The sequence below is a fragment of the Staphylococcus sp. EZ-P03 genome, assembly GCF_003344575.1.
Taxonomy (GTDB): Bacteria; Bacillota; Bacilli; order Staphylococcales; family Staphylococcaceae; genus Staphylococcus; species Staphylococcus simulans_B.
The window spans coordinates 1-20,325 of sequence record NZ_QPMO01000006.1; the positions used below are offsets into that span (position 1 = coordinate 1).

Sequence of the window (20,325 nt, forward strand, 5' to 3'; positions counted from 1 at the left end):
CCTGTTCCCATGCCGAACACAGAAGTTAAGCTCTTTAGCGCCGATGGTAGTCGGACTTACGTTCCGCAAGAGTAGGACGTTGCCAGGCAATGTATTAAAATGGAGAATTAGCTCAGCTGGGAGAGCATCTGCCTTACAAGCAGAGGGTCGGCGGTTCGAACCCGTCATTCTCCACCATTTAAATAGCCGGCCTAGCTCAACTGGTAGAGCAACTGACTTGTAATCAGTAGGTTGGGGGTTCAAGTCCTCTGGCCGGCACCATCTCAGAGCCATTAGCTCAGTTGGTAGAGCATCTGACTTTTAATCAGAGGGTCAGAGGTTCGAATCCTCTATGGCTCACCATTTAAACGCGGGTGTGGCGGAATTGGCAGACGCACTAGACTTAGGATCTAGCGCCTTACGGCGTGGGGGTTCGACTCCCTTCACCCGCATATAAGCAGAAGTAGTTCAGCGGTAGAATACAACCTTGCCAAGGTTGGGGTCGCGGGTTCGAATCCCGTCTTCTGCTCCATTTTTTTGCCGGGGTGGCGGAACTGGCAGACGCACAGGACTTAAAATCCTGCGATAAGTGATTATCGTACCGGTTCGATTCCGGTCCTCGGCACCAATTAAATAATGCGCCCGTAGCTCAACTGGATAGAGCGTTTGACTACGGATCAAGAGGTTATGGGTTCGACTCCTATCGGGCGCGCTTTATTTCTGCGGGAAGTAGCTCAGCTTGGTAGAGCACTTGGTTTGGGACCAAGGGGTCGTAGGTTCGAATCCTGTCTTCCCGATAACCTTAGAAATTAATATGGGGGCTTAGCTCAGCTGGGAGAGCGCCTGCTTTGCACGCAGGAGGTCAGCGGTTCGATCCCGCTAGTCTCCACCATATATTTCATTACAACATAACAAACTTTACAATGGCGGTGTAGCTCAGCTGGCTAGAGCGTACGGTTCATACCCGTGAGGTCGGGGGTTCGATCCCCTCCACCGCCACTAATTATTAGGTTGTAAAATTATTTAGGACCTTTAGCTCAGTTGGTTAGAGCTAACGGCTCATAACCGTTCGGTCGCAGGTTCGAGTCCTGCAAGGTCCATATAATTTTTTGGAGGAATACCCAAGTCTGGCTGAAGGGATCGGTCTTGAAAACCGACAGGGGCTTAACGGCTCGCGGGGGTTCGAATCCCTCTTCCTCCGCCATTTATAAAATAACATTATCGCGGGATGGAGCAGTTCGGTAGCTCGTCGGGCTCATAACCCGAAGGTCGGTGGTTCAAATCCGCCTCCCGCAATTTTATTATGTTGGTCCCGTAGTGTAGCGGTTAACACGCCTGCCTGTCACGCAGGAGATCGCGGGTTCGATTCCCGTCGGGACCGCCATTCATTAATTTAATTATGGTTCAGTAGCTCAGTTGGTAGAGCAATGGATTGAAGCTCCATGTGTCGGCAGTTCGACTCTGTCCTGAACCATTTTTGCCGGCCTAGCTCAACTGGTAGAGCAACTGACTTGTAATCAGTAGGTTGGGGGTTCAAGTCCTCTGGCCGGCACCATCTCAGGAGGGGTAGCGAAGTGGCTAAACGCGGCGGACTGTAAATCCGCTCCTTCGGGTTCGGCAGTTCGAATCTGCCCCCCTCCACCATCTATTTTAAATAGGGGCATAGTTCAACGGTAGAATAGAGGTCTCCAAAACCTTTGATGTGGGTTCGATTCCTACTGCCCCTGCCATGGCGACTGTGGTGAAGTGGTTAACACATCGGATTGTGGTTCCGACATTCGTGGGTTCGATTCCCATCAGTCGCCCTTTATTATTAATGGGCTATAGCCAAGCGGTAAGGCAACGGACTTTGACTCCGTCACTCACTGGTTCGAATCCAGTTAGCCCAGTTTGCTTTTGGCGGCATAGCCAAGTGGTAAGGCCAAGGTCTGCAAAACCTTTATTCACCGGTTCAAATCCGGTTGCCGCCTCCATGAATTATTATGCGGGAGTAGTTCAACTCTTAGAACACATTCCTTCCCGGAATGAGATATAGGTGTAAATCCTATCTTCCGCTCCATATTTTATTTTATGCGGGAATAGTTCAACTCTTAGAACACGTTCCTTCCCGGAACGAGGTATAGGTGTAAATCCTATTTTCCGCTCCATTTTTAATTTACGCGGGAGTAGTTCAACTCTTAGAACACGTTCCTTCCCGGAACGAGGTATAGGTGCAAATCCTATCTTCCGCTCCATATATTTTATTCATGCGGGAGTAGTTCAACTCTTAGAACACATTCCTTCCCGGAATGAGATATGGGTGTAAATCCTATCTTCCGCTCCAATTATGCCGGTGTGGCGGAATTGGCAGACGCGCGGGACTCAAAATCCCGTTCCAGTCAATGGAGTGCCGGTTCGATCCCGGCCACCGGTATCAGCTTACAAACTTCATAAAAGTTTTAAGAGTAAAACTATTGAGATAATCAATGGTTTTACTCTTTTTTTGGTTCTTCATCTTTTATTGTGGGAAGGTAAAACTCTCTGCCTTCTTGATACACCAAAAGTACAATTGTCTTTAGAATTTATTGTGCCTAAATCGAAAGCATTAATAATAAGATAAAATAGATTAAGTGGCTTTAATGTGGATATAGAAGCTTTAATATAAAAAAACTTTTGACGTTGGTATTAGTTGATTTAGAAATGAGAATGAAAGGACAACCAGACTCATAAATCGTAAGGTTGTCTATGTGATATTATTCGAAGAATTACAATCAATATTAATTTTTTAAATAATCCTGCCACTACAAAAGGAGAGGGACAAATAATAAGCGGACAAATCTTCACTCTTAAAATATTAATTAAGTTGTTAAAGATGAAATAATTTTTTCTTTGTCTGACCAATATAAAATCGAAAGATTTTCATGTTCTGCAGCTTGGCGAGCTTTATCATTAACAGGGTGATCTATATCATTAGCTATAACAAGCATTCTTGGTAATAAATTATTTCTAGAAGGTCTATTTGTTTTTACATCTCTATACATATAAACATCATTTGTCACTTTATTAAAGTCTAAGTTGTTAGCGAAATTAATAAGTTTTTCTGGTTTAGATTTTGTCCCTGGCAAAATGTAATCGATAGAATACTTTATACCTGATTCACCAGCTACTGACACTTCAGCAGTTCCTCCGATCTCTTCTTCATACAAGAAGTTAAATACATCTTCATAGAATAGAGAGGAAACATTGTTTCTAGATGTTATAGTAAGGTCATAAATTTTTAGTATACCTTGTATTAAATTATGTTTAGACTGAGCAAAACCTTCATTTTTAACATGAGCAATAATTTCGCCTTTTTTTAAAGTTAAATTAAATTGATTTAATATGCTTTGGATTATTCTATTTCTAGCTTTGGTGTTTGTGTTTATATTAGACATCTCTAGTTCGTTTAAAGTTAAACCATCATCTGATAATATGATTGAGTCATCAGGTAAGAAATCAACATATATTCTTATATAATCGTTTATATGATTTCTGAACGGAGTGGTAATTTCTACAGAACTATCTAACTCACCATATTTATAGCTTTGTTTTAACCAGTTAAAATACTCATTCATCTTTTGTTCGGTAGTATCCATTATTTTTCACTCCATTTCCTTTAATTCCTTTTCCATCTTTCAGCCTCCTTTATATAACTTTTTAAAGCTGATGAAAAGATAGGGAACCTGAATGGTTTTATTAATTTCTTAATCCTGCTTTTTCTATTTGTTCATTTATCCAATCGCTATAAGATTCTACATATAAATTAAGCTTTGCATACATATTACAAATACAAATAACGCAAGGGTAATGAATTACCCTATATGCACTTTGTATTTTTATATGCCATGTTCTTTTGTCTAATAATTACCATTGTTTTTGGCTAAATCTTTATTACTATCCATGATGTCACTTCCTTTGATGTTAGATATAAAATTAATTATACAAAATTAGTATACAAATGAGAAGTTGCTTTGTAACCAATTGTTACTTATGTTTCATTCTGCGTATTGTTGCTTTGAATGTTTTGTAATAGAATAAAGGCATTACTTAGTGAACGGAGGATATACAAGTAGCTTATGGCAAAGTCAGAATTAAATATTAAAGTATTTTTAAGCAACATCCTGAATGCGGTAGGAGCAGGTGTTGTTGTAGCATTATTGCCTAATGCATTATTGGGTGAAATTCTTAAAGTTTTTAAAGAGGGCAATCAGTATTTAGAATTAATTTTTCAAATTGTAATTGCTATACAGTCATTTATGGCTTTTATTATTGGTGTACTTGCAGCACATCAATTTAAATTCAGCGGACCTTCAGCTGCAATGATCGGTACTGCCGCAATGATTGGTTCAGGTGCATTGCAGTTTACACCTAAAGGTTTAGCATTAAAAGGAATCGGCGACATTATTAATGTGATTATTGTCGTAATTATTGCATGTCTATTAATTTTGTTATTAAGTGGTCGCTTAGGTTCTCTTGAAATGATTATTTTGCCTGTTGTGATACCAGTAGTTGCTGGTTTTATTGGTTTGACGACATTACCTTATGTCTCAGGTATTACAAAAGCATTAGGCGCTGTGATTCATTCATTTACAGAGCTGAATCCATTACTGATGAGTATCTTAATTGCAATGGCATATTCACTGTTAATGGTTACACCGATTTCAGTAGTGGCTATCGCAACTGCGATTTCATTATCAGGATTAGGCAGCGGTGCAGCTAACTTAGGTATCGTTGCTGCATGTGTAACCTTTATTTGGGGCTCGCTCAGAGTCAATAAAGCAGGTGTAAATATAGTGTTGATTATCGGTGCAGCGAAAATGATGATTCCTGTATATTTCAAGCATCTTATCATTGCAGTACCTTTAGCATTAAACGGTATTGTAGCGGGGTTAGTCGCTTACTTTATCAATGTACAAGGTACACCGATGTCAGCCGGCTTCGGTTATACTGGTCTGGTCGGACCGATCAATGCCTTTAACCGAATGGAAGGGGATGCTTTTACAAATATTATTCTCCTTGTCTTCGGCTACTTTATCATTCCGTTTGTCGCAGGATTTATTATCCATCAAGTCTGCAAGCGCATTTTGCCGGGCTATCATGACGATATTTATAAATTTGAAATACCGAAACAGTAATATTTCAGAGTCTTGTTCCATTCATTTGGGGCAAGGCTTTTTTATTTTAAGTAAATGAAAACGTTTACTCCGCTTAATTATCAGAAAATTTAAAAATAAGTATTGCATATAGATACATATAAACGTATAATAATTCCATGAGTTAAGGAGGACACCACTATGATACAAAAGAAAGCAACGAATATAATTAAGGTTATCATTTGTACCGTATTATTATGCGGATTGATTTTCCCAATCTTCTCAGCAAAAGCGGGTGCTGAAGAACAAGATCAAACATGGGAAAAAATTAAGAAAAGAGGAGAATTAAGAGTCGGGTTATCTGCAGATTATGCCCCATTAGAATTCGAAACAACTAAAAGCGGAAAACGTGAATTTGCGGGTATTGATATCGAACTAGCGAAGAAAATCGCTAAAGATAATCATTTGAAATTAAAGATTGAAAACATGTCATTCGACAGTTTATTAGGGGCTTTGAAAACAGGAAAAATCGATATGATTATTTCTGGTATGACACCTACACCTGAACGTAAAAAAGAAGTCGACTTTTCTGATTCATACTTAAAATCAGGACAATCAATGGTCGTGAAAAAAACAGATTTAGATAAATATAAATCTTTAAGAGACTTTGATAATAAAAGAATCGGAGCTCAAAAACAAACTACACAAGAACAATTAGCCAAAACAGAAATCAGTAATGCAGATGTACATGCTATGACACGTTTGCCTGAAACGATTCTTTCTTTAAAAAGCGGGAAAGTAGACGGCATCATTATTGAAAAACCAGTCGCAGAAGCTTATTTACAACAAAATCCAGAATTAGGATTTGCGAATGTGAAGTTCCATGAACCAGACAAAGACACTTGTATTGCATTGCCTAAAAATTCACCGGTCTTTTTAGCACAATTGAATAAATCAATCAAAGATATGAAAGATCAAGGCTTGATGGAACAATACAAGGAAAAAGCAGCACAATCTATGGAAGAAGACGGCAACTTTTTCACAAAATACAGCTCATTCTTTATTACCGGTATTAAAAACACAATTCTAATCTCAATTGTCGGTGTAGTCTTAGGTGCTTTATTCGGGGCATTGTTCGCATTGATGAAATTAAGTTCTATAAAACCATTAAAATGGTTAGCTTCAGTCTATATCGAATTTATCAGAGGAACACCGTTATTGGTACAAGTATTCTTAGTATTCTTTGGTACAACAGCGGTACTCGGTTGGGATATTTCAGCATTGATTTGCGGTATGATAGCGATGGTTATCAACTGTGCAGCTTATATCGCAGAAATCATCAGAGCTGGTATTAATGCAGTGGATAAAGGACAAACTGAAGCAGCCAGAAGTTTAGGCTTAAGCTATGGTCAGACGATGAAAAATATTATCTTGCCGCAAGCAGTCAAAAACATTCTGCCGGCTTTAGGTAATGAGTTTGTGACAGTGATTAAAGAATCTTCAATTGTATCTGTAATTGGTGTCAGCGAAATTATGTTTAACGCGCAAGTTGTGCAAGGTGCATCCTTCGATCCATTTACACCATTGCTTGTCGCAGCAATTTTATACTTCATCTTAACGTTCACATTATCTAGAGTGATGAACATCTTGGAAGGGAGAATGAAAGTCAGTGATTAATATTAAACATTTAAAGAAGAACTTCGGTGAAAACGAGGTATTAAAAGATATTGAACTAGAAGTTAAAGCAGGCGAAGTGGTTGCGATTATCGGTCCTTCAGGCGGAGGCAAAAGTACATTATTACGTTGTATTAATTTATTAGAAAAACCAGACGGCGGTCAAATCATTTTTGAAGGTACAAACATTCTTGATAAAGGTGTTCATGTAAATGAATTAAGACAGAAAATGGGAATGGTATTTCAAAACTTCAACCTGTTTCCGCATAAAACTGTGTTAGAGAATATTATGTTAGCACCTAAATTGCTTAAACATACAGATTCACAAGAGTTGAAACAAGAAGCACAAGAGCTTTTAAGCAAGGTAGGTCTTGCGGAAAAAGGAGACAGTTATCCTTCTCAATTATCAGGCGGACAAAAACAAAGGGTTGCCATTGCGCGTGCTTTAGCAATGCATCCAGATGTACTGTTGTTTGATGAACCGACTTCAGCACTCGATCCGGAAGTAGTAGGCGATGTATTGCAAGTTATGAAAGATTTGGCAAAAGAAGGAATGACCATGGTTGTGGTTACACATGAAATGAACTTTGCGAAAGACGTCAGCGATAAAGTCGTGTTTATGGCAGACGGTGTAGTAGCAGAAGCTGGTGCACCTTCGCAAATTTTCGGCAATCCGCAACATGAAAGAACACAGCAATTTTTGAAATGTGTATTGTAATTAAGTAAGGGGATGGCAGAAATGATTGAAGTTGGAATAGTAGGCGGAAGCGGATATGGTGCAATTGAATTAATCAGATTACTTCAACATCATCCTGTCGTCCACATCAAATATGTATTTTCACATTCAAAACAAAACGAATCGATAAAAGGCACTTTTTCTCATCTGTATCATAAAGATATTATGTTTACTGAGTTAGATATTGCTGAAGTGGAATGCGATGCGATATTTTTTGCGACACCGTCAAACGTGTGCAAAAAGTTTGTGCCTGACTTGTTAAACAAAGGTATTAAAGTAATAGATTTATCCGGTGATTTCCGTTTGCAAGATCCAGAGATATACCGTCAATATTATGGAGAATATCCATTAGCACAAAAATGGCTGAAACAAGCAGTATATGGTTTAGCTGAACAGCAGGATAATTATCAAGATGTGCAATTAATTGCTAATCCTGGATGTTTTCCAACAGCTTCATTATTAGCATTATCACCCCTTATCAAAGCAGGTGTTATTGATGAGGAACAGATTATTATCGATGCGAAAACAGGCGTTTCAGGGGCAGGGAGAACTATCAAACAGCAGACACACTTTCCAGAGCTGAATGAAAATTTTCAAGCCTATGCGATAGGCAAACATAAGCATACGCCAGAGATTAATCAATTTCTAAGCCAGCTTGCAGGTCATGAGGTTAAAGTCAGATTTACACCGCATCTTGTACCGATGACAAGAGGTATATTAGCAACATGTTATGTATCGTTTAAACGCCCTGTGACAGAAGAAGCAATCAGAAAACTATATCAAGATGAATATGACAGCAAACCTTTTATCAGAATCAGATCAAGTAATAATTTTCCAGCAACTAAAGAAGTCTCAGGCAGCAACTTTTGCGATATCGGACTTTATGTTGATGAAACTAGTCAGACAGGTATCATTATCAGCGTCATTGATAATCTCGTAAAGGGTGCCAGCGGACAAGCAATACAAAATATGAATCGGCTATTCGGATTGAATGAACAAACAGGATTAAATCAAACACCCGTATATCCATAAAAGAAGGTGACAACTATGAATACAACACAACACGCATATAAAGTGATTGAAGCTGGAGATGCGGCATCTCCAAAAGGTTTTAGTTCAGGCGGCATGCATGCAGGATTAAAAAAGAAAAAACGTGATTTCGGCTGGATTGTCAGCGAGGTGCCTGCCAACGCAGCAGGTGTCTATACAGTCAATCCATTTAAAGCAGCACCATTGAAAGTGACAGAACAGACAGTCAAAATACATCAGACATTACGTGCAATTGTAGTGAATTCTGGAGTAGCAAATGCTTGTACAGGTCCAAAAGGCTATCGTGATGCATTAGCCATGCGCAGTAAAGCTGCTCAAGAACTAGAAGTACCTGTGAATGAAGTAGCCATTGCTTCTACAGGTGTCATCGGAACGTTGTTGCCGATGGATGCAATTTATTACGGGTGTTCAAAAATAAAGGAAGCGGCTTATCAAAATAGTCAATACTTTAACGAGGCCATATTAACAACAGATACAACTGCAAAACACATAGCTGTTGAAGTAGAAATTGATCATCAAATTGTCACGATTGGCGGTACAGCCAAAGGTTCAGGTATGATTCATCCTAATATGGCTACTATGTTAGGGTTTATAACTACAGATGCGGTCATTGACAGCAAGCATTTGCAGGGATTATTGAAGGAAGTTGTAGATGACACATTCAATATGATTACCGTGGATGGCGATACGAGTACTAATGATATGGTGCTGGTACTCGCTAATGGGAAAGTATCAACAAATCCCTTAACACCAGAGCATCCAGGTTGGAATCAATTTAAAGCAGCATTTTTGAAAGTTGCGAAACATTTAGCAATCGCTATCGCGAAAGATGGAGAGGGTGCAACTAAACTCGTTAAAGTAAAAGTAAACGGTGCACCGACTAAAACGATTGCGGGTCAAACCGCTAAAGGTATTATCTCTTCAAATCTGGTGAAAACAGCATTATTCGGTGAAGATACTAATGTCGGACGCTTATCTTCAGCAATCGGAAACTTCTATCCGAATGTACGTCCTAATGAAGTCAATATTTGGTTATGCGGTACATTAGTCGTTAATAATGGATTGCCTGCAGACTTTAATGATTCTGAATTAAAAGCACAAATGGGCAATTCTATAATAGACATTACTGCGACTATCGGCAAAGGCAAATATGAACAAGAAGCATTCGGCTGCGACTTATCCTATGATTATGTACGTATCAATGCATCTTATAGAACGTGAGGTCATCTTATGAAATACATCGTATTTAAAATCGGAGGCAGCATCATCGAGAAAATGTCATTATCCGTTTTTGAAGAAATTGCGGAGAGTAAAAAGAAAGGTTACTTCCCACTTATTATTCATGGCGGCGGTCCGATGATTAATAAAGCATTAAAAGAACAAGGCATAGCATCAGAATTTGAAAACGGTATTCGCAAAACAGATTTAGCTACACTCAAAATATTAGTGAATACGTTATTGTGCAAAGTCAATGTGGATTTAGTGGAACAAGCCAATACCTCATCCCAGCAGTTCATCGGGATTAACGGTGCTTACTTTCCATTGTTTAAATGCCATCCCTTCAACAAAGCATTAGGATATGTGGCAGTGCCTGACTCAGTTAATACTGAAGCATTAAAACAGTTATGCAGCGCTTATATACCGATCATGGCATCTGTCGGGCGTTATCATAATCAATTTTATAATGTAAATGCGGATACACTTGCTTATAAAGTTGCATCTGCTTTGAAAGCGCCTTTAGTCATATTAAGCGATATTCCGGGTGTGTTGGATAATGGGGAAGTGCTACCAACCATTCAACAAGAGAATCTGGATACATTAATTCAATCTAATATTGTATACGGCGGTATGATTCCTAAACTTAAAGATGCTTCTGAAGCATTGGATGAAGGGTGCCCGAAAGTTATGATTGTACCAGGATACGAACCGCATATTATCGCAGACTATTTTAAAGGACACTCCATAGGAACAACCATTCAAAAATAAATATGATTAAAAGCTGGTGCATCTGCATCGGCTTTTATTTTTGAAGAATTTCTTCAATTTCACTGTACAATTTGTGTTAAAATACAGAATGGACCATTAATATGGAGGCATTATGGTGGATAATAAACAATTAAAGAGAGAAATAATAGATTATGCGCATCAAATCGGTATCGACAGTATCGGTTTTACGACTGCAGATCCCTTTGATGAGCTGAAACAAAAGTTAGTAGACTATCATGCCAAAGGTTATGCATCTGGTTTTGAAGAACCTAATATTGAATTAAGAGTCAACCCTAAGTTATCGATGCCGACAGCAAGATCCATTATAGCGATAGCAGTGGGTTATCCAAATAAATTAAAAGGCGCACCGAAAAGTGTACGCGGCGACCGCAGAGGTATGTTCGCAAGAGCTTCATGGGGTCAAGATTATCATACAATTATGCGTAAACGTTTAGATCAGCTCGGTGCATTCATTAAGGAAAAAGTACCTGATGTAGAAATGTTATCGATGGTAGATACAGGCGTATTGTCAGATCGTGCAGTCGCAGAACGTGCTGGACTTGGTTTTACAGGCAGAAACGGCTTCGTTATCAATCCAGATTTAGGTACATGGACATATTTAGGAGAAATGCTGGTCAGTATTCCGTTTGAACCTGATGATCCGCTGCTGGACAGCTGCGGTGATTGTACAATATGTGTAGATAGATGTCCTACAGGCGCTTTAGTAGGAGACGGTCAATTAAACAGCCAAAAATGTATTTCATTTTTAACACAAACTAAAGGTTATCTGCCGGATGAATACCGTTATAAAATCGGCAACCGCCTTTATGGCTGTGATACATGCCAACAAGTATGTCCGAAAAACAGAGGTATTAATACTGAACACGATGATATTGTATTAGAACCAGAAATACTTAAACCGAGATTGATTCCATTGCTTCAGATGAGCAATAAAGAGTTTAAAAATACTTATGGTCATTTAGCTGGAGCATGGAGAGGCAAGAAGCCGATTCAACGCAATGCCATTGTCGCACTTGCACACTTTAATGAGACATCAGCGATTCCAGAGCTGAAAGAAGTCGCACTTAATGACCCGAGACCTATGATCAGAGGGACAGCGTACTGGGCTATCGGTCAAATTGCAGGCGAAGACGAACGCACCTTTATCGAAACTAACTTTGATGACGAAGAAAAAGAAGTTCAAGAAGAAATGTTAAAAGGATTAGAAAAGAGGAATTAACTTATCATGACGAACCATGTCGTTTTATACCAACCCCAAATACCAGCCAATACCGGCAATATTGCGAGAACATGTGCAGGAACAGATACCCATTTGCATCTGATTAAGCCTTTAGGTTTCAGCACAGATGATAAAATGCTGAAGCGGGCAGGATTAGATTACTGGGTACATGTCAATATTACGTATTATGACAGTATCGAAGCATTCTTCGAACAAACAAATGGACACTATTACTTAATTACTAAGTTCGGTCAAACAACCTTTACTGATTTTGACTATTCAGATTCAGATGAAGATCATTACTTTGTATTTGGGCGAGAAACGACTGGATTGCCGGACTGGGTGAAAGAAAAATATGCGGACACAGCTTTAAGAATACCAATGAACGACCATATCCGTTCTTTAAACTTATCCAACACGGCTGCAATTTTAGTATATGAAGCGCTAAGACAGCAAAACTATCCGAATTTGCATTAGTAAATTTTTAGATTGAGTGAAAAATCGATACACAAAAGGTATAATAGAGTTGAATTCACTGTATACAAATGCGTTTATTGCTATGATAGAGAGGGTAAATAATGTAGCAAATAACGCTATATACGAACTGAGAATAATTAGAGGAGTGTACATTATGGCAATGAACTTTAAGGTTTTTCCAACTGCAGATAAAGCAGCACGTTATTCTGCGGATATTATCAGAAAGACATTTAATAATAATCCAACAACAATCATGGGTGTGCATCTAGCAGATGATAATGCACCTGTTTTAGAAGACTTAAAACAAAATGTGTTGAGAAATCCAGTGGATTTCAGTCAAATCAACATTTTAGATTATGATGAAAATAAATCATACTACGAAACATTAGGTGTGCCTAGCACACAAGTTTACAGCTTATCATACAATGATGGTGTCGTAGACTTTATCGAAGAAAATATCAAATCAAAAGAAAATAAAGCAAAATTCACATTGCAAGTTTTAACAATCAACGATAAAGGCAGCTTAGATATTGCAGTGAAATCCGGAGTAATGCCTGCACGTGAAGTGATTTTAGTCGTGACTGGACCGGAAAAAGCGGAATTAGTGAAAAAATTATACGAAGAAAATGGTAACTCAAGCTACGTGCCATCTGACTTAAAAGCACACCGTATGGTCAATGTAATTTTAGATGAAGCAGCAGCTGAAGGCTTGCCAGAAGATGTACGTCATTATTTCACTGAGCGTTTTGCTTAAGGAAATCAAATAAAGCAGAAGTATCCGAGTTATGTTGAAGGATTTCGATATAACTCGGATTTTTGTTTGTATTCTTAAATCAATTCATTTATTATTTTTATGAGCGAGTAATATCAGAAAGGAACATTACCATGCAAAACTTACATAAACATTGGAAATTATTAATGATCATTACGTTCATTGTCAGTTTGCTGTCTATAAAAGGATTTCCAATTGCACTAGGCGCATTATATCTGCCAGTACTTTTCAGAGTAGTAAAACTGCAAATGAATCTTTCAGAAGGGTTAGTCAGTCAAAGAGATCCGCAGTTATTTATCAAAAGCAATCAAAAGGGTGTTATTATCAGTGTCATCTGCTGTATTGCGGTAACTTTTATTTTGTTTAAACCTCTAGGTGCATTCTATGCGAGTTTAACGGGCTTTTTAGGCACTTTAATCACACTGAGTCCAATTCTATTAGTCATCAGTATTATCCTTTATATCCTTACAGCTGTTGCAGTAATACAAGCAGTTAAACACTACTTTGCGGCAAAACAATAAATCAAATACGTATATTCAATCGAGCTTAGTTTTGACTAGGCTCTTTTTTGTTACATAATACATTATCAGAGAAGTTGGAAACATTAATGAAAGCGTTAACTATATAGCGATTTAATTTAAAAAGGTTTAATGCTATACTTGTGATAAATACCATTCAAAAAGGGGAGACAAGTCAAATGTCAGTAAGAATTGAGCATGATACTTTTGGAGAAATCGAAGTACCTGGAGATAAGTTCTGGGGTGCACAAACTGAAAGAAGTAAACGTAATTTCCCAGTCGGTAAAGAACGTATGCCGATTGAAGTTGTGTATGGCTTTGCACAATTAAAACGTGCAGCAGCATTAGCAAACTTTGAACTAGGCAAATTAAGCGAAGATAAAAAAGATGCAATTGTCTTTGCATGCGATCGTGTGATTAAAGGGGAATTAGATGAACATTTCCCATTAGTAGTATGGCAAACAGGAAGCGGTACGCAAAGCAACATGAACGTCAACGAAGTTGTCAGCTATGTGGCGAATGATTACTTGAAAAAACACGGCAGCGAAGATACAGTACATCCAAATGACGATGTCAACAAATCACAAAGTTCAAACGATACATTCCCAACAGCAATGCATGTCGCTTTATACCATGAAATCGAATCAAACTTGGAACCTGCGTTGAAACAATTGCGCGATACATTTGAAAAGAAAGAAAAAGACTTCCATGACATTATTAAAATCGGCCGTACACACTTGCAAGATGCTACACCGATTCGTTTAGGACAAGAAATCAGCGGATGGCGCTATATGCTCGATAAATGCGAACAATTATTAGGGGAATCAAAAGCGCATTTATTAAGCTTAGCAATCGGCGGTACTGCAGTTGGTACAGGTATCAACGCGCATCCTAAATTCGGCGATATGGTAGCAGCAAACATTAAAGAAAATACAGGCTATCCATTCGTATCATCAGAAAATAAATTCCATGCGTTGACAGCACATGATGAAGTGGTTCAATTACACGGTTCATTAAAAGCTTTAGCAGCTGACTTGATGAAAATTGCGAACGATATCCGCTGGTTAGCTTCAGGTCCGCGTGCAGGTTTAGCTGAAATCAGCATTCCTGAAAACGAACCAGGTTCTTCAATCATGCCTGGTAAAGTGAACCCGACACAATGTGAAATGTTGACGATGGTGTCAGTTCAAGTTATGGGTAACGATACAGTTGTAGGTATTGCCGCATCACAAGGAAACTTTGAATTAAATGTCTTCAAACCAGTGATTATGGACAATACATTACAATCTATTTACCTATTAGCAGACGGTATGAGAACATTTGATGAAAACTGTGCACAAGGCATTGAACCGATTGAAGAAAACATCGATCAATATTTAAATCGTTCATTGATGCTTGTGACTGCATTGAACCCGCATATCGGTTACGAAAAAGCAGCTTCAATTGCGAAAAATGCACATAAACAAGGCATTACTTTAAAACAATCAGCAATTGATTCAGGTTATCTGACTGAAGAGCAATTTGATGAATGGATTAAACCTGAAAACATGGTAGAACCAAAAGAATAAAATAGATAATCAAGAAATAAAAGGAGAGGGCGCAATGCCTTCTCCTTTTATTTCTTGTCATCCAATGAAACAGAAATCAATTGTTTTGTCAGCGGATGTGTAAATTCAATTTTATGACTGTGCAAGCGCAATTTTCTTAGTTTAGAATCGCCGTATAAAGGGTCTCCAAGAACTGGATGACCGATTGCGGCTAAATGTACACGGATTTGATGTGTACGTCCTGTATCCAGCTTAATATCTAGTTCACATTCGTTTTCTTTAAGCATGCGTGCATCTAAAATGTGCGTAACAGCATGTTGACCTGTTGGCGAGACTCTTCTGCGGTTCGGATGAAACTTGTCTTTACCGATAGGTTGATCGATCGTTTGCGGTTTTAACGGCAGTTGGCTTTTAACTACTGCTTTATAAATACGTGCAATCTGATTGTCTTCTAACATACGGTCAAGCAGCTTTTTCATCAATGGGTTTTTCGCCACAATCAACAAGCCGACAGTTTCTTGGTCTAGACGATGAATCGGTTCGACATAATCACTGTCAATCGTGTATATGACATGGTTCATCAGTGTGTTGCTTTCTTTTAAATCATTCGGATGCGTTTTTACGCCTTTAGGCTTCTTGATAATCGCAATATCCTCATCTTCATAATAAACATCCGCATAACGGTAACTCGGCAAATAGTTGCTGACTTCGTCAGGCGTAGGCACAAAGACTTGATCGCCTTGTGCAGCTTTATCTGTTAATTTAGCTTCCTTGCCATTAATCGTAATGGCTTTTGACATATTTAATTGATGCAGTTCTTTTTTAGGTAATTTCACATCTTGAAAAATTTCACGCAATGTATAGCCATTGTATTGTTCAGGTACTTTAAATTCCATAATGTCCTCCTCGATTATTACTTAATATCATAACATATTCTGTTAGTAATGCGTCGAGACTTGAAGTAGAATGCTATCGTTAAGATAGCTGAATCGGTATAATATAGATAAATTGACATTGAGAGGTGACGCTTTTTGGTTAAACCGACACGCCTTGCTTTATTAAAGGAAATCGCTGAATATCTGAATGAAGAAACAGAAATCTATACGATGATGCATGGTGCTTTACGGCTATTAGTGGAAGGCAGTGCTTTTACTACCGGCTGGATTTTCTTTATCAACGAAGATGGGCAGCAAGAAATGGCAGCGGACTATCATTTGCCGCCTTCTTTGATGAAAAATGAATGCCAAGGTATGAATGAAGGCACTTGCTGGTGCGTACAAGCTTACCATAGCGAAAAACTGATGAAGGCTTCAAATATTATCCATTGTTCCAGAATCAGTGCAGCCAATCAAGCGTATCTTGACGAATCAGAAGGGATTACACATCATGCGACAGTCCCGCTGCGATCAGGCAGTGAACGTTTCGGGTTGTTAAACGTAGCTTCGCCTTATACCGAGAAATACTCAGAAGAAGATTTAGAGTTGCTCGAATCAGTAGCATTTCAAATCGGTTCGACTATTAAGAGAATCGAACTGACGAATAAAGAGAAAGAAGCAGCACGTTTAAATGAGCGCAACCGTTTGGCACGTGATTTGCATGATTCAGTCAATCAAATGCTGTTCTCTTTAAAATTAACGGCACATGCGGCTTATGGTATGACTAAGGAGCCTGTAGCAAAGAAAGCCTTTGAAACGATTGAAACAACAAGCCAGCAAGCAGTTAATGAAATGCGGGCTTTGATATGGCAATTAAAACCGATAGGCTTAGAACACGGTTTAGTCAGTGCATTAAAACAATACTGCAAACTGATTGGTATTCAGCCGGATATTGAAGTAGAAGGTTTGATTGATTTATCCAGCACAGTGGAAGAACATATTTATCGCATCTTGCAAGAAACCATGAATAATGTTAAAAAACATGCACAAACCAGCCAAGCTTATATCTTACTGCACCAAAAAGATAAACAATTTGAAGTAGTTATTTCAGATCATGGTGTGGGTTTCAATCCAGAATGGGTCAACCAGACTTCTCATGGTATTCATAATATGCGCCAGCGTATCAAACAAATACAGGGAAGTATTGATATTAATTCTAAGTTAAATCAAGGAACGACAATTCGTTTGAATGTACCTTTAACGTCGGCAAAGAAGGAGATAAATCATGAACCAAGTAGTTTTGATAGATGATCATTACATTGTTCGGCAAGGCCTTGAATTTTTAATTTCAACAATTGATGATTTAACAGTTCAAGGGTCATTTGCGAACGGAAAAGAATTTATCGACAGCTTGCAAAATACAGATACCTATCCAGATATTGTTCTGCTCGATTTGGTTATGCCGGAAATGAACGGCATTGAAGTAACCGAAATGTTAAAAGCACATTATCCGGATATTAAGATTCTAGTACTGACAAGCTATGCGGATGACGAACATGTCATTTCAGCGCTCAATAAAGGTGCTGACGGTTATGAAATGAAAGATGTAGAACCAGAGGCCTTGATTGATTCCATACATAAGGTACTGCAAGGTGAAAGAATCATTCACCCAGAGGTTCAAAAAGTAATGGATGATGTAGCTAGAAAACCTCATCATATTAACAAACTGTCAAATAGAGAAAAAGACGTACTAAAAGAAATGGCAAAAGGCAAAACCAACCGAGAAATAGCAGAAGCTTTATTTGTATCGGAGAAAACGATCAAAACACATGTGAGCCATATTTTTTCTAAATTACAAGTCACAGATAGAACCCAAGCAGCAATTTATGCGATGGAAAACAAATTAATTTAATTTATTAAAAACGTGCAGAAAAGGCGAAATCAAAACCTTTTTCTGCACGTTTTCTTTGTCATGTAAAAATATAAGTAAGATATATATTTACTATTTCTGAAAAATCTGACTATAATATATATAACTAAATAAAAGGGGGATGGAGCCAATGAAAAGCAAAAACTTAACAATGAATATTGTCATTGCTTTAATTGCAGGGATTATCATTGGATCGATTTGCGATATTTATGCGCAAACAAGTTTAGTTAATGGGGTAGACCAGTATTTCTTTAATACCGTCGGTCAAATTTTCTTGAACTTGATCTTTATGCTCGTTGTTCCAGTGGTCTTTGTTTCAATTGTGCTTGGCGTTGTCGGTGTAGGGGATCCGAAATTACTCGGAGGCATCGGCTTGAAGACTTTGATTTTCTTTTTATGTACAACGGCAATAGCGATTACTATTGCAATTGTATTGGCATTGATTGTTAAACCAGGTGCAGGACATTCTGATTTAATGAAAAGTGCAGATGTATCATCGTATCAAAAGACATTAGATAAACAAAACGAAGGTGCAGATGCACCTGCAAAACAAACATTTGATCAAACATTGATTAATCTGTTTCCGAAAAATCCAGTTGAAGCCATGACACAAGGCAACATGCTGCAAGTCATTACGTTTTCAATATTTATCGGAATCGGAATTATGATTATGGGAGAAAAAGCACTCATTGTTCGGCAGTTCTTTGAACAATTCAATGAGGTGCTGATGTATATAATCTCTATGATTATGCGTGTATTTGCGCCGATTGGAACATTTTGTTTAGTCGCACATGCTTTTACAGGTGCAGGCTTAGGCGCAATCCGTCAGCTTGGATTGTACTTTATCGTTGTGCTTGCTGCGTTGATTTTACACTTCTTCTTAATCTACGGCGGTACTATCAAATTCATAGCTAAAGATAGTCCGATTAAATTCTTCAAAGGATTTATTCCGGCTATTACAATCGGTTTCGGCGGTTCAAGTTCTAATGCGGCTTTGCCGGTTTCAATGGAATGTACGAAGAAAATGGGGGTCAGACCAGCGATTGCTTCATTTGTGCAGCCGTTGGGGGCAACCATCAACATGGATGGTACAGCGATTATGCAAGGGGTAGCAACTGTATTCATCGCACAAATATCTGGGGCTGACTTGACCATTATTCAAATCTTGACAGTAATTACGATTGCAGTCATTGCAAGTATCGGAACTGCAGGTGTGCCAGGTGTAGGTTTAATTATGTTAGCTATGGTGTTAACAGCAGTAGATTTAAATCCAGCCGCAATCGGCATCATCATCGGTATCGACAGACTGCTCGATATGACGCGTACCGCTGTCAATATTACAGGGGATGCTGCATGTGCCTTTATGATTTCAAAGCAAGAAGATAGAAAAGAATTAAAGCGTGTATAGTTTTTATTTTGGATTGGGATGAAACAAATTCATCTCAATCTTTTTTTGACTTAAATACACTTTATACAACTGAAATAAATATTTCTAATTTAAGGTAATATTAACTTAAAAAGCAAAAATGACTTGAAAAATCGCAAAATTTCGCCATAATAGAGTAAGAGCTAAAAATCCTAATCAAAATGACCGAGATACTCTATTTCATAGGGATACCGGTGAAAATATAAGCGGAAAAGTGTTTGATTATTTTGATAATTTCGGCTTTAACAAAATACGTTATAAATACGATTTCGGTCTTTTAATTTTTGTTATTTTGTATTAAGATGTAATTTGTGTTTCAAGAAATGTGTATAATTGCAATTTCTTGCGTACGGAAGAATCACATAATAGAAAGGTAGAGTAATGATGGATAGACAAAGTTTTACAGATTTAATTCAAACAAAGTTCAAAATGGTGAGAATAGAAGCAGGCTATACTCAAGATACAATGGCTCAAACGATAGGCTTATCTAAAAAAACCCTTGTTCAAATTGAGAAAGAGCGCGTCTTACCTAACTGGACAACATGTGTTTCAATTTGTGCTTTATTCAGAGACTCAGATGTCTTAAACAGCACATTCGGATGTGATCCATTAGAAATCGTTCAAACGATTTCCAGAAATCATTGTGCATATCCTAAACATTCAACAACAAGCGACATTTATTGGAATACATTGGATGCTAAAAACGGATTTATTTTACAAAGCAACAAAGTCAGTGAAATCTACCGCGTATTAAATAAGGATAAACAACCTATTTTTGGAACTTCTAAATTAAGAGAAGCCGAAACATACTTCGGAAGAATCTCTAAAGATGAATTAGTGCATGCTTAATTCATAACTGATAAAGAGTGATAACAGAATCTTTTGCAGAGATTGATACACTTTTTAACGATTTGAATCATGATACTTAAAAGATTGGTGGCTCTGGTCATCAATCTTTTTTTATTTGGCGAAACCTCTCAATTGTGAATGGATTCCAATCTATT

Annotated in this window: 17 protein-coding genes, 26 tRNA genes and 1 rRNA gene; 42 read left to right on the forward strand and 2 right to left on the reverse strand. The window is 38.0% G+C overall.

The genetic code is table 11. The annotated features are described in order from the left end of the window. From rrf to DVJ99_RS02870, 27 genes are all read left to right on the forward strand, one after another. A 5S ribosomal RNA gene (rrf, locus tag DVJ99_RS02755) occupies positions 1-88 on the forward strand; the annotation flags it as partial. A gap of 13 nt (positions 89-101) precedes the next feature. Then, positions 102-177: transfer RNA gene (locus DVJ99_RS02760), tRNA-Val, on the forward strand. A gap of 8 nt (positions 178-185) precedes the next feature. Next, positions 186-261 (forward strand) — tRNA-Thr (locus DVJ99_RS02765). Between the two features lie 5 nt (positions 262-266). Beyond that, positions 267-342 (forward strand) — tRNA-Lys (locus tag DVJ99_RS02770). Positions 343-349: 7 nt separating this feature from the next. Then, positions 350-431 (forward strand) — tRNA-Leu (locus DVJ99_RS02775). Positions 432-436: 5 nt separating this feature from the next. After that, positions 437-511, forward strand: a tRNA-Gly gene (locus tag DVJ99_RS02780). Between the two features lie 7 nt (positions 512-518). Beyond that, a tRNA-Leu gene (locus tag DVJ99_RS02785) sits at positions 519-607 on the forward strand. A gap of 10 nt (positions 608-617) precedes the next feature. Continuing rightward, a tRNA-Arg gene (locus DVJ99_RS02790) sits at positions 618-691 on the forward strand. A gap of 11 nt (positions 692-702) precedes the next feature. Further along, positions 703-776, forward strand: a tRNA-Pro gene (locus tag DVJ99_RS02795). A gap of 19 nt (positions 777-795) precedes the next feature. Then, a tRNA-Ala gene (locus tag DVJ99_RS02800) sits at positions 796-871 on the forward strand. Between the two features lie 33 nt (positions 872-904). Further along, a tRNA-Met gene (locus DVJ99_RS02805) sits at positions 905-978 on the forward strand. 27 nt (positions 979-1,005) lie between these two features. After that, positions 1,006-1,079: transfer RNA gene (locus tag DVJ99_RS02810), tRNA-Ile, on the forward strand. Positions 1,080-1,090: 11 nt separating this feature from the next. Beyond that, positions 1,091-1,183, forward strand: a tRNA-Ser gene (locus DVJ99_RS02815). Between the two features lie 18 nt (positions 1,184-1,201). After that, positions 1,202-1,275 (forward strand) — tRNA-Met (locus DVJ99_RS02820). 12 nt (positions 1,276-1,287) lie between these two features. Further along, positions 1,288-1,363, forward strand: a tRNA-Asp gene (locus DVJ99_RS02825). Positions 1,364-1,380: 17 nt separating this feature from the next. Then, positions 1,381-1,453 (forward strand) — tRNA-Phe (locus DVJ99_RS02830). A 5-nt stretch (positions 1,454-1,458) separates the two neighbouring features. Then, positions 1,459-1,534, forward strand: a tRNA-Thr gene (locus DVJ99_RS02835). A 5-nt stretch (positions 1,535-1,539) separates the two neighbouring features. Further along, positions 1,540-1,623, forward strand: a tRNA-Tyr gene (locus DVJ99_RS02840). Between the two features lie 12 nt (positions 1,624-1,635). Next, positions 1,636-1,709, forward strand: a tRNA-Trp gene (locus DVJ99_RS02845). Between the two features lie 2 nt (positions 1,710-1,711). Further along, positions 1,712-1,784: transfer RNA gene (locus DVJ99_RS02850), tRNA-His, on the forward strand. Between the two features lie 12 nt (positions 1,785-1,796). Beyond that, positions 1,797-1,868 (forward strand) — tRNA-Gln (locus DVJ99_RS02855). Between the two features lie 9 nt (positions 1,869-1,877). Continuing rightward, positions 1,878-1,952: transfer RNA gene (locus DVJ99_RS02860), tRNA-Cys, on the forward strand. 11 nt (positions 1,953-1,963) lie between these two features. Then, positions 1,964-2,038: transfer RNA gene (locus DVJ99_RS13080), tRNA-Gly, on the forward strand. Positions 2,039-2,051: 13 nt separating this feature from the next. Next, positions 2,052-2,126, forward strand: a tRNA-Gly gene (locus DVJ99_RS13085). Positions 2,127-2,138: 12 nt separating this feature from the next. After that, positions 2,139-2,213 (forward strand) — tRNA-Gly (locus DVJ99_RS02865). A 14-nt stretch (positions 2,214-2,227) separates the two neighbouring features. Continuing rightward, positions 2,228-2,302 (forward strand) — tRNA-Gly (locus tag DVJ99_RS13090). Between the two features lie 5 nt (positions 2,303-2,307). Continuing rightward, a tRNA-Leu gene (locus tag DVJ99_RS02870) sits at positions 2,308-2,392 on the forward strand. 424 nt (positions 2,393-2,816) lie between these two features. Here DVJ99_RS02870 and DVJ99_RS02875 read toward each other — a convergent pair. After that, on the reverse strand, positions 2,817-3,593 hold the full coding sequence (locus tag DVJ99_RS02875; RefSeq protein ID WP_114603057.1) for a DUF1828 domain-containing protein: 777 nt from the start codon (positions 3,591-3,593) through the stop codon (positions 2,817-2,819). A gap of 480 nt (positions 3,594-4,073) precedes the next feature. Between DVJ99_RS02875 and DVJ99_RS02880 the strand changes: the two genes are divergently transcribed. From DVJ99_RS02880 to fumC, 11 genes are all read left to right on the forward strand, one after another. Continuing rightward, entirely contained in the window at positions 4,074-5,132 is a 1,059-nt protein-coding gene (locus tag DVJ99_RS02880; protein ID WP_114603058.1) for a PTS sugar transporter subunit IIC, read from the forward strand. Between the two features lie 159 nt (positions 5,133-5,291). Then, positions 5,292-6,767 (forward strand): ABC transporter substrate-binding protein/permease, encoded by a 1,476-nt coding sequence (locus DVJ99_RS02885; RefSeq protein ID WP_114603059.1) that lies wholly within the window; start codon positions 5,292-5,294, stop codon positions 6,765-6,767. Beyond that, positions 6,760-7,482, forward strand: a complete 723-nt coding sequence (locus DVJ99_RS02890) for an amino acid ABC transporter ATP-binding protein (RefSeq protein ID WP_114603060.1) — start codon at positions 6,760-6,762, stop codon at positions 7,480-7,482. Before DVJ99_RS02885 ends, DVJ99_RS02890 begins: the two co-directional genes overlap by 8 nt. Before the next feature lie 21 nt (positions 7,483-7,503). Then, a complete protein-coding gene (gene argC / locus DVJ99_RS02895; RefSeq protein WP_114603061.1) occupies positions 7,504-8,532 on the forward strand; it encodes an N-acetyl-gamma-glutamyl-phosphate reductase in 1,029 nt (342 codons plus the stop codon). Between the two features lie 15 nt (positions 8,533-8,547). Beyond that, a complete protein-coding gene (gene argJ, locus DVJ99_RS02900) occupies positions 8,548-9,771 on the forward strand; it encodes a bifunctional glutamate N-acetyltransferase/amino-acid acetyltransferase ArgJ (protein WP_114603062.1) in 1,224 nt (407 codons plus the stop codon). Between the two features lie 9 nt (positions 9,772-9,780). Continuing rightward, entirely contained in the window at positions 9,781-10,536 is a 756-nt protein-coding gene (argB, locus tag DVJ99_RS02905; RefSeq protein ID WP_114603063.1) for an acetylglutamate kinase, read from the forward strand. A 115-nt stretch (positions 10,537-10,651) separates the two neighbouring features. After that, the gene (gene queG, locus DVJ99_RS02910) at positions 10,652-11,776 is read left to right on the forward strand and encodes a tRNA epoxyqueuosine(34) reductase QueG (RefSeq protein WP_114603115.1); all 1,125 of its coding nucleotides are present in this window, start codon (positions 10,652-10,654) and stop codon (positions 11,774-11,776) included. Positions 11,777-11,782: 6 nt separating this feature from the next. Beyond that, complete coding sequence (gene trmL / locus DVJ99_RS02915) at positions 11,783-12,253, forward strand: tRNA (uridine(34)/cytosine(34)/5-carboxymethylaminomethyluridine(34)-2'-O)-methyltransferase TrmL (RefSeq protein ID WP_114603064.1); 471 nt, start codon at positions 11,783-11,785, stop codon at positions 12,251-12,253. A gap of 154 nt (positions 12,254-12,407) precedes the next feature. Next, positions 12,408-13,007: a 6-phosphogluconolactonase gene (locus tag DVJ99_RS02920; RefSeq protein WP_114603065.1), complete on the forward strand. Its 600-nt coding sequence runs from the start codon at positions 12,408-12,410 to the stop codon at positions 13,005-13,007. Positions 13,008-13,138: 131 nt separating this feature from the next. Next, positions 13,139-13,546, forward strand: a complete 408-nt coding sequence (locus tag DVJ99_RS02925; protein WP_114603066.1) for a hypothetical protein — start codon at positions 13,139-13,141, stop codon at positions 13,544-13,546. Between the two features lie 176 nt (positions 13,547-13,722). Then, positions 13,723-15,111 (forward strand): class II fumarate hydratase, encoded by a 1,389-nt coding sequence (fumC, locus tag DVJ99_RS02930; protein WP_114603067.1) that lies wholly within the window; start codon positions 13,723-13,725, stop codon positions 15,109-15,111. Positions 15,112-15,158: 47 nt separating this feature from the next. Here fumC and DVJ99_RS02935 read toward each other — a convergent pair whose 3' ends face one another. Continuing rightward, positions 15,159-15,986 carry an RluA family pseudouridine synthase gene (locus tag DVJ99_RS02935; RefSeq protein WP_114603068.1) on the reverse strand — a complete coding sequence of 276 codons (828 nt, stop codon included), beginning with the start codon at positions 15,984-15,986 and terminating at the stop codon, positions 15,159-15,161. Between the two features lie 135 nt (positions 15,987-16,121). Between DVJ99_RS02935 and DVJ99_RS02940 the strand changes: the two genes are divergently transcribed. The 4 genes from DVJ99_RS02940 (at position 16,122) to xdrA (ending at position 20,170) form a co-directional block, all read left to right on the forward strand. After that, the gene (locus tag DVJ99_RS02940; protein WP_114603069.1) at positions 16,122-17,276 is read left to right on the forward strand and encodes a GAF domain-containing sensor histidine kinase; all 1,155 of its coding nucleotides are present in this window, start codon (positions 16,122-16,124) and stop codon (positions 17,274-17,276) included. Next, on the forward strand, positions 17,251-17,877 hold the full coding sequence (locus DVJ99_RS02945) for a response regulator (RefSeq protein ID WP_114603070.1): 627 nt from the start codon (positions 17,251-17,253) through the stop codon (positions 17,875-17,877). The genes DVJ99_RS02940 and DVJ99_RS02945 overlap by 26 nt, the downstream gene beginning before the upstream one ends. 148 nt (positions 17,878-18,025) lie before the next feature. After that, positions 18,026-19,303 (forward strand): dicarboxylate/amino acid:cation symporter, encoded by a 1,278-nt coding sequence (locus DVJ99_RS02950; RefSeq protein ID WP_114603071.1) that lies wholly within the window; start codon positions 18,026-18,028, stop codon positions 19,301-19,303. A 402-nt stretch (positions 19,304-19,705) separates the two neighbouring features. Continuing rightward, the gene (gene xdrA / locus DVJ99_RS02955; protein WP_105992460.1) at positions 19,706-20,170 is read left to right on the forward strand and encodes an XRE family transcriptional regulator XdrA; all 465 of its coding nucleotides are present in this window, start codon (positions 19,706-19,708) and stop codon (positions 20,168-20,170) included. Positions 20,171-20,325: the final 155 nt, after the last annotated feature.

Excerpts from the sequence above, each read along its gene's own strand:
- DVJ99_RS02875 (WP_114603057.1), bottom strand. The coding sequence starts at position 3,593 with ATGGATACTACCGAACAAAAGATGAATGAGTATTTTAACTGGTTAAAA.
- DVJ99_RS02880 (WP_114603058.1), top strand. The coding sequence starts at position 4,074 with ATGGCAAAGTCAGAATTAAATATTAAAGTATTTTTAAGCAACATCCTG.
- DVJ99_RS02885 (WP_114603059.1), top strand. The coding sequence starts at position 5,292 with ATGATACAAAAGAAAGCAACGAATATAATTAAGGTTATCATTTGTACC.
- argC (WP_114603061.1), top strand. The coding sequence starts at position 7,504 with ATGATTGAAGTTGGAATAGTAGGCGGAAGCGGATATGGTGCAATTGAA.
- argJ (WP_114603062.1), top strand. The coding sequence starts at position 8,548 with ATGAATACAACACAACACGCATATAAAGTGATTGAAGCTGGAGATGCG.
- argB (WP_114603063.1), top strand. The coding sequence starts at position 9,781 with ATGAAATACATCGTATTTAAAATCGGAGGCAGCATCATCGAGAAAATG.
- trmL (WP_114603064.1), top strand. The coding sequence starts at position 11,783 with ATGACGAACCATGTCGTTTTATACCAACCCCAAATACCAGCCAATACC.
- DVJ99_RS02920 (WP_114603065.1), top strand. The coding sequence starts at position 12,408 with ATGGCAATGAACTTTAAGGTTTTTCCAACTGCAGATAAAGCAGCACGT.
- DVJ99_RS02925 (WP_114603066.1), top strand. The coding sequence starts at position 13,139 with ATGCAAAACTTACATAAACATTGGAAATTATTAATGATCATTACGTTC.
- fumC (WP_114603067.1), top strand. The coding sequence starts at position 13,723 with ATGTCAGTAAGAATTGAGCATGATACTTTTGGAGAAATCGAAGTACCT.
- DVJ99_RS02935 (WP_114603068.1), bottom strand. The coding sequence starts at position 15,986 with ATGGAATTTAAAGTACCTGAACAATACAATGGCTATACATTGCGTGAA.
- DVJ99_RS02945 (WP_114603070.1), top strand. The coding sequence starts at position 17,251 with ATGAACCAAGTAGTTTTGATAGATGATCATTACATTGTTCGGCAAGGC.
- DVJ99_RS02950 (WP_114603071.1), top strand. The coding sequence starts at position 18,026 with ATGAAAAGCAAAAACTTAACAATGAATATTGTCATTGCTTTAATTGCA.
- xdrA (WP_105992460.1), top strand. The coding sequence starts at position 19,706 with ATGGATAGACAAAGTTTTACAGATTTAATTCAAACAAAGTTCAAAATG.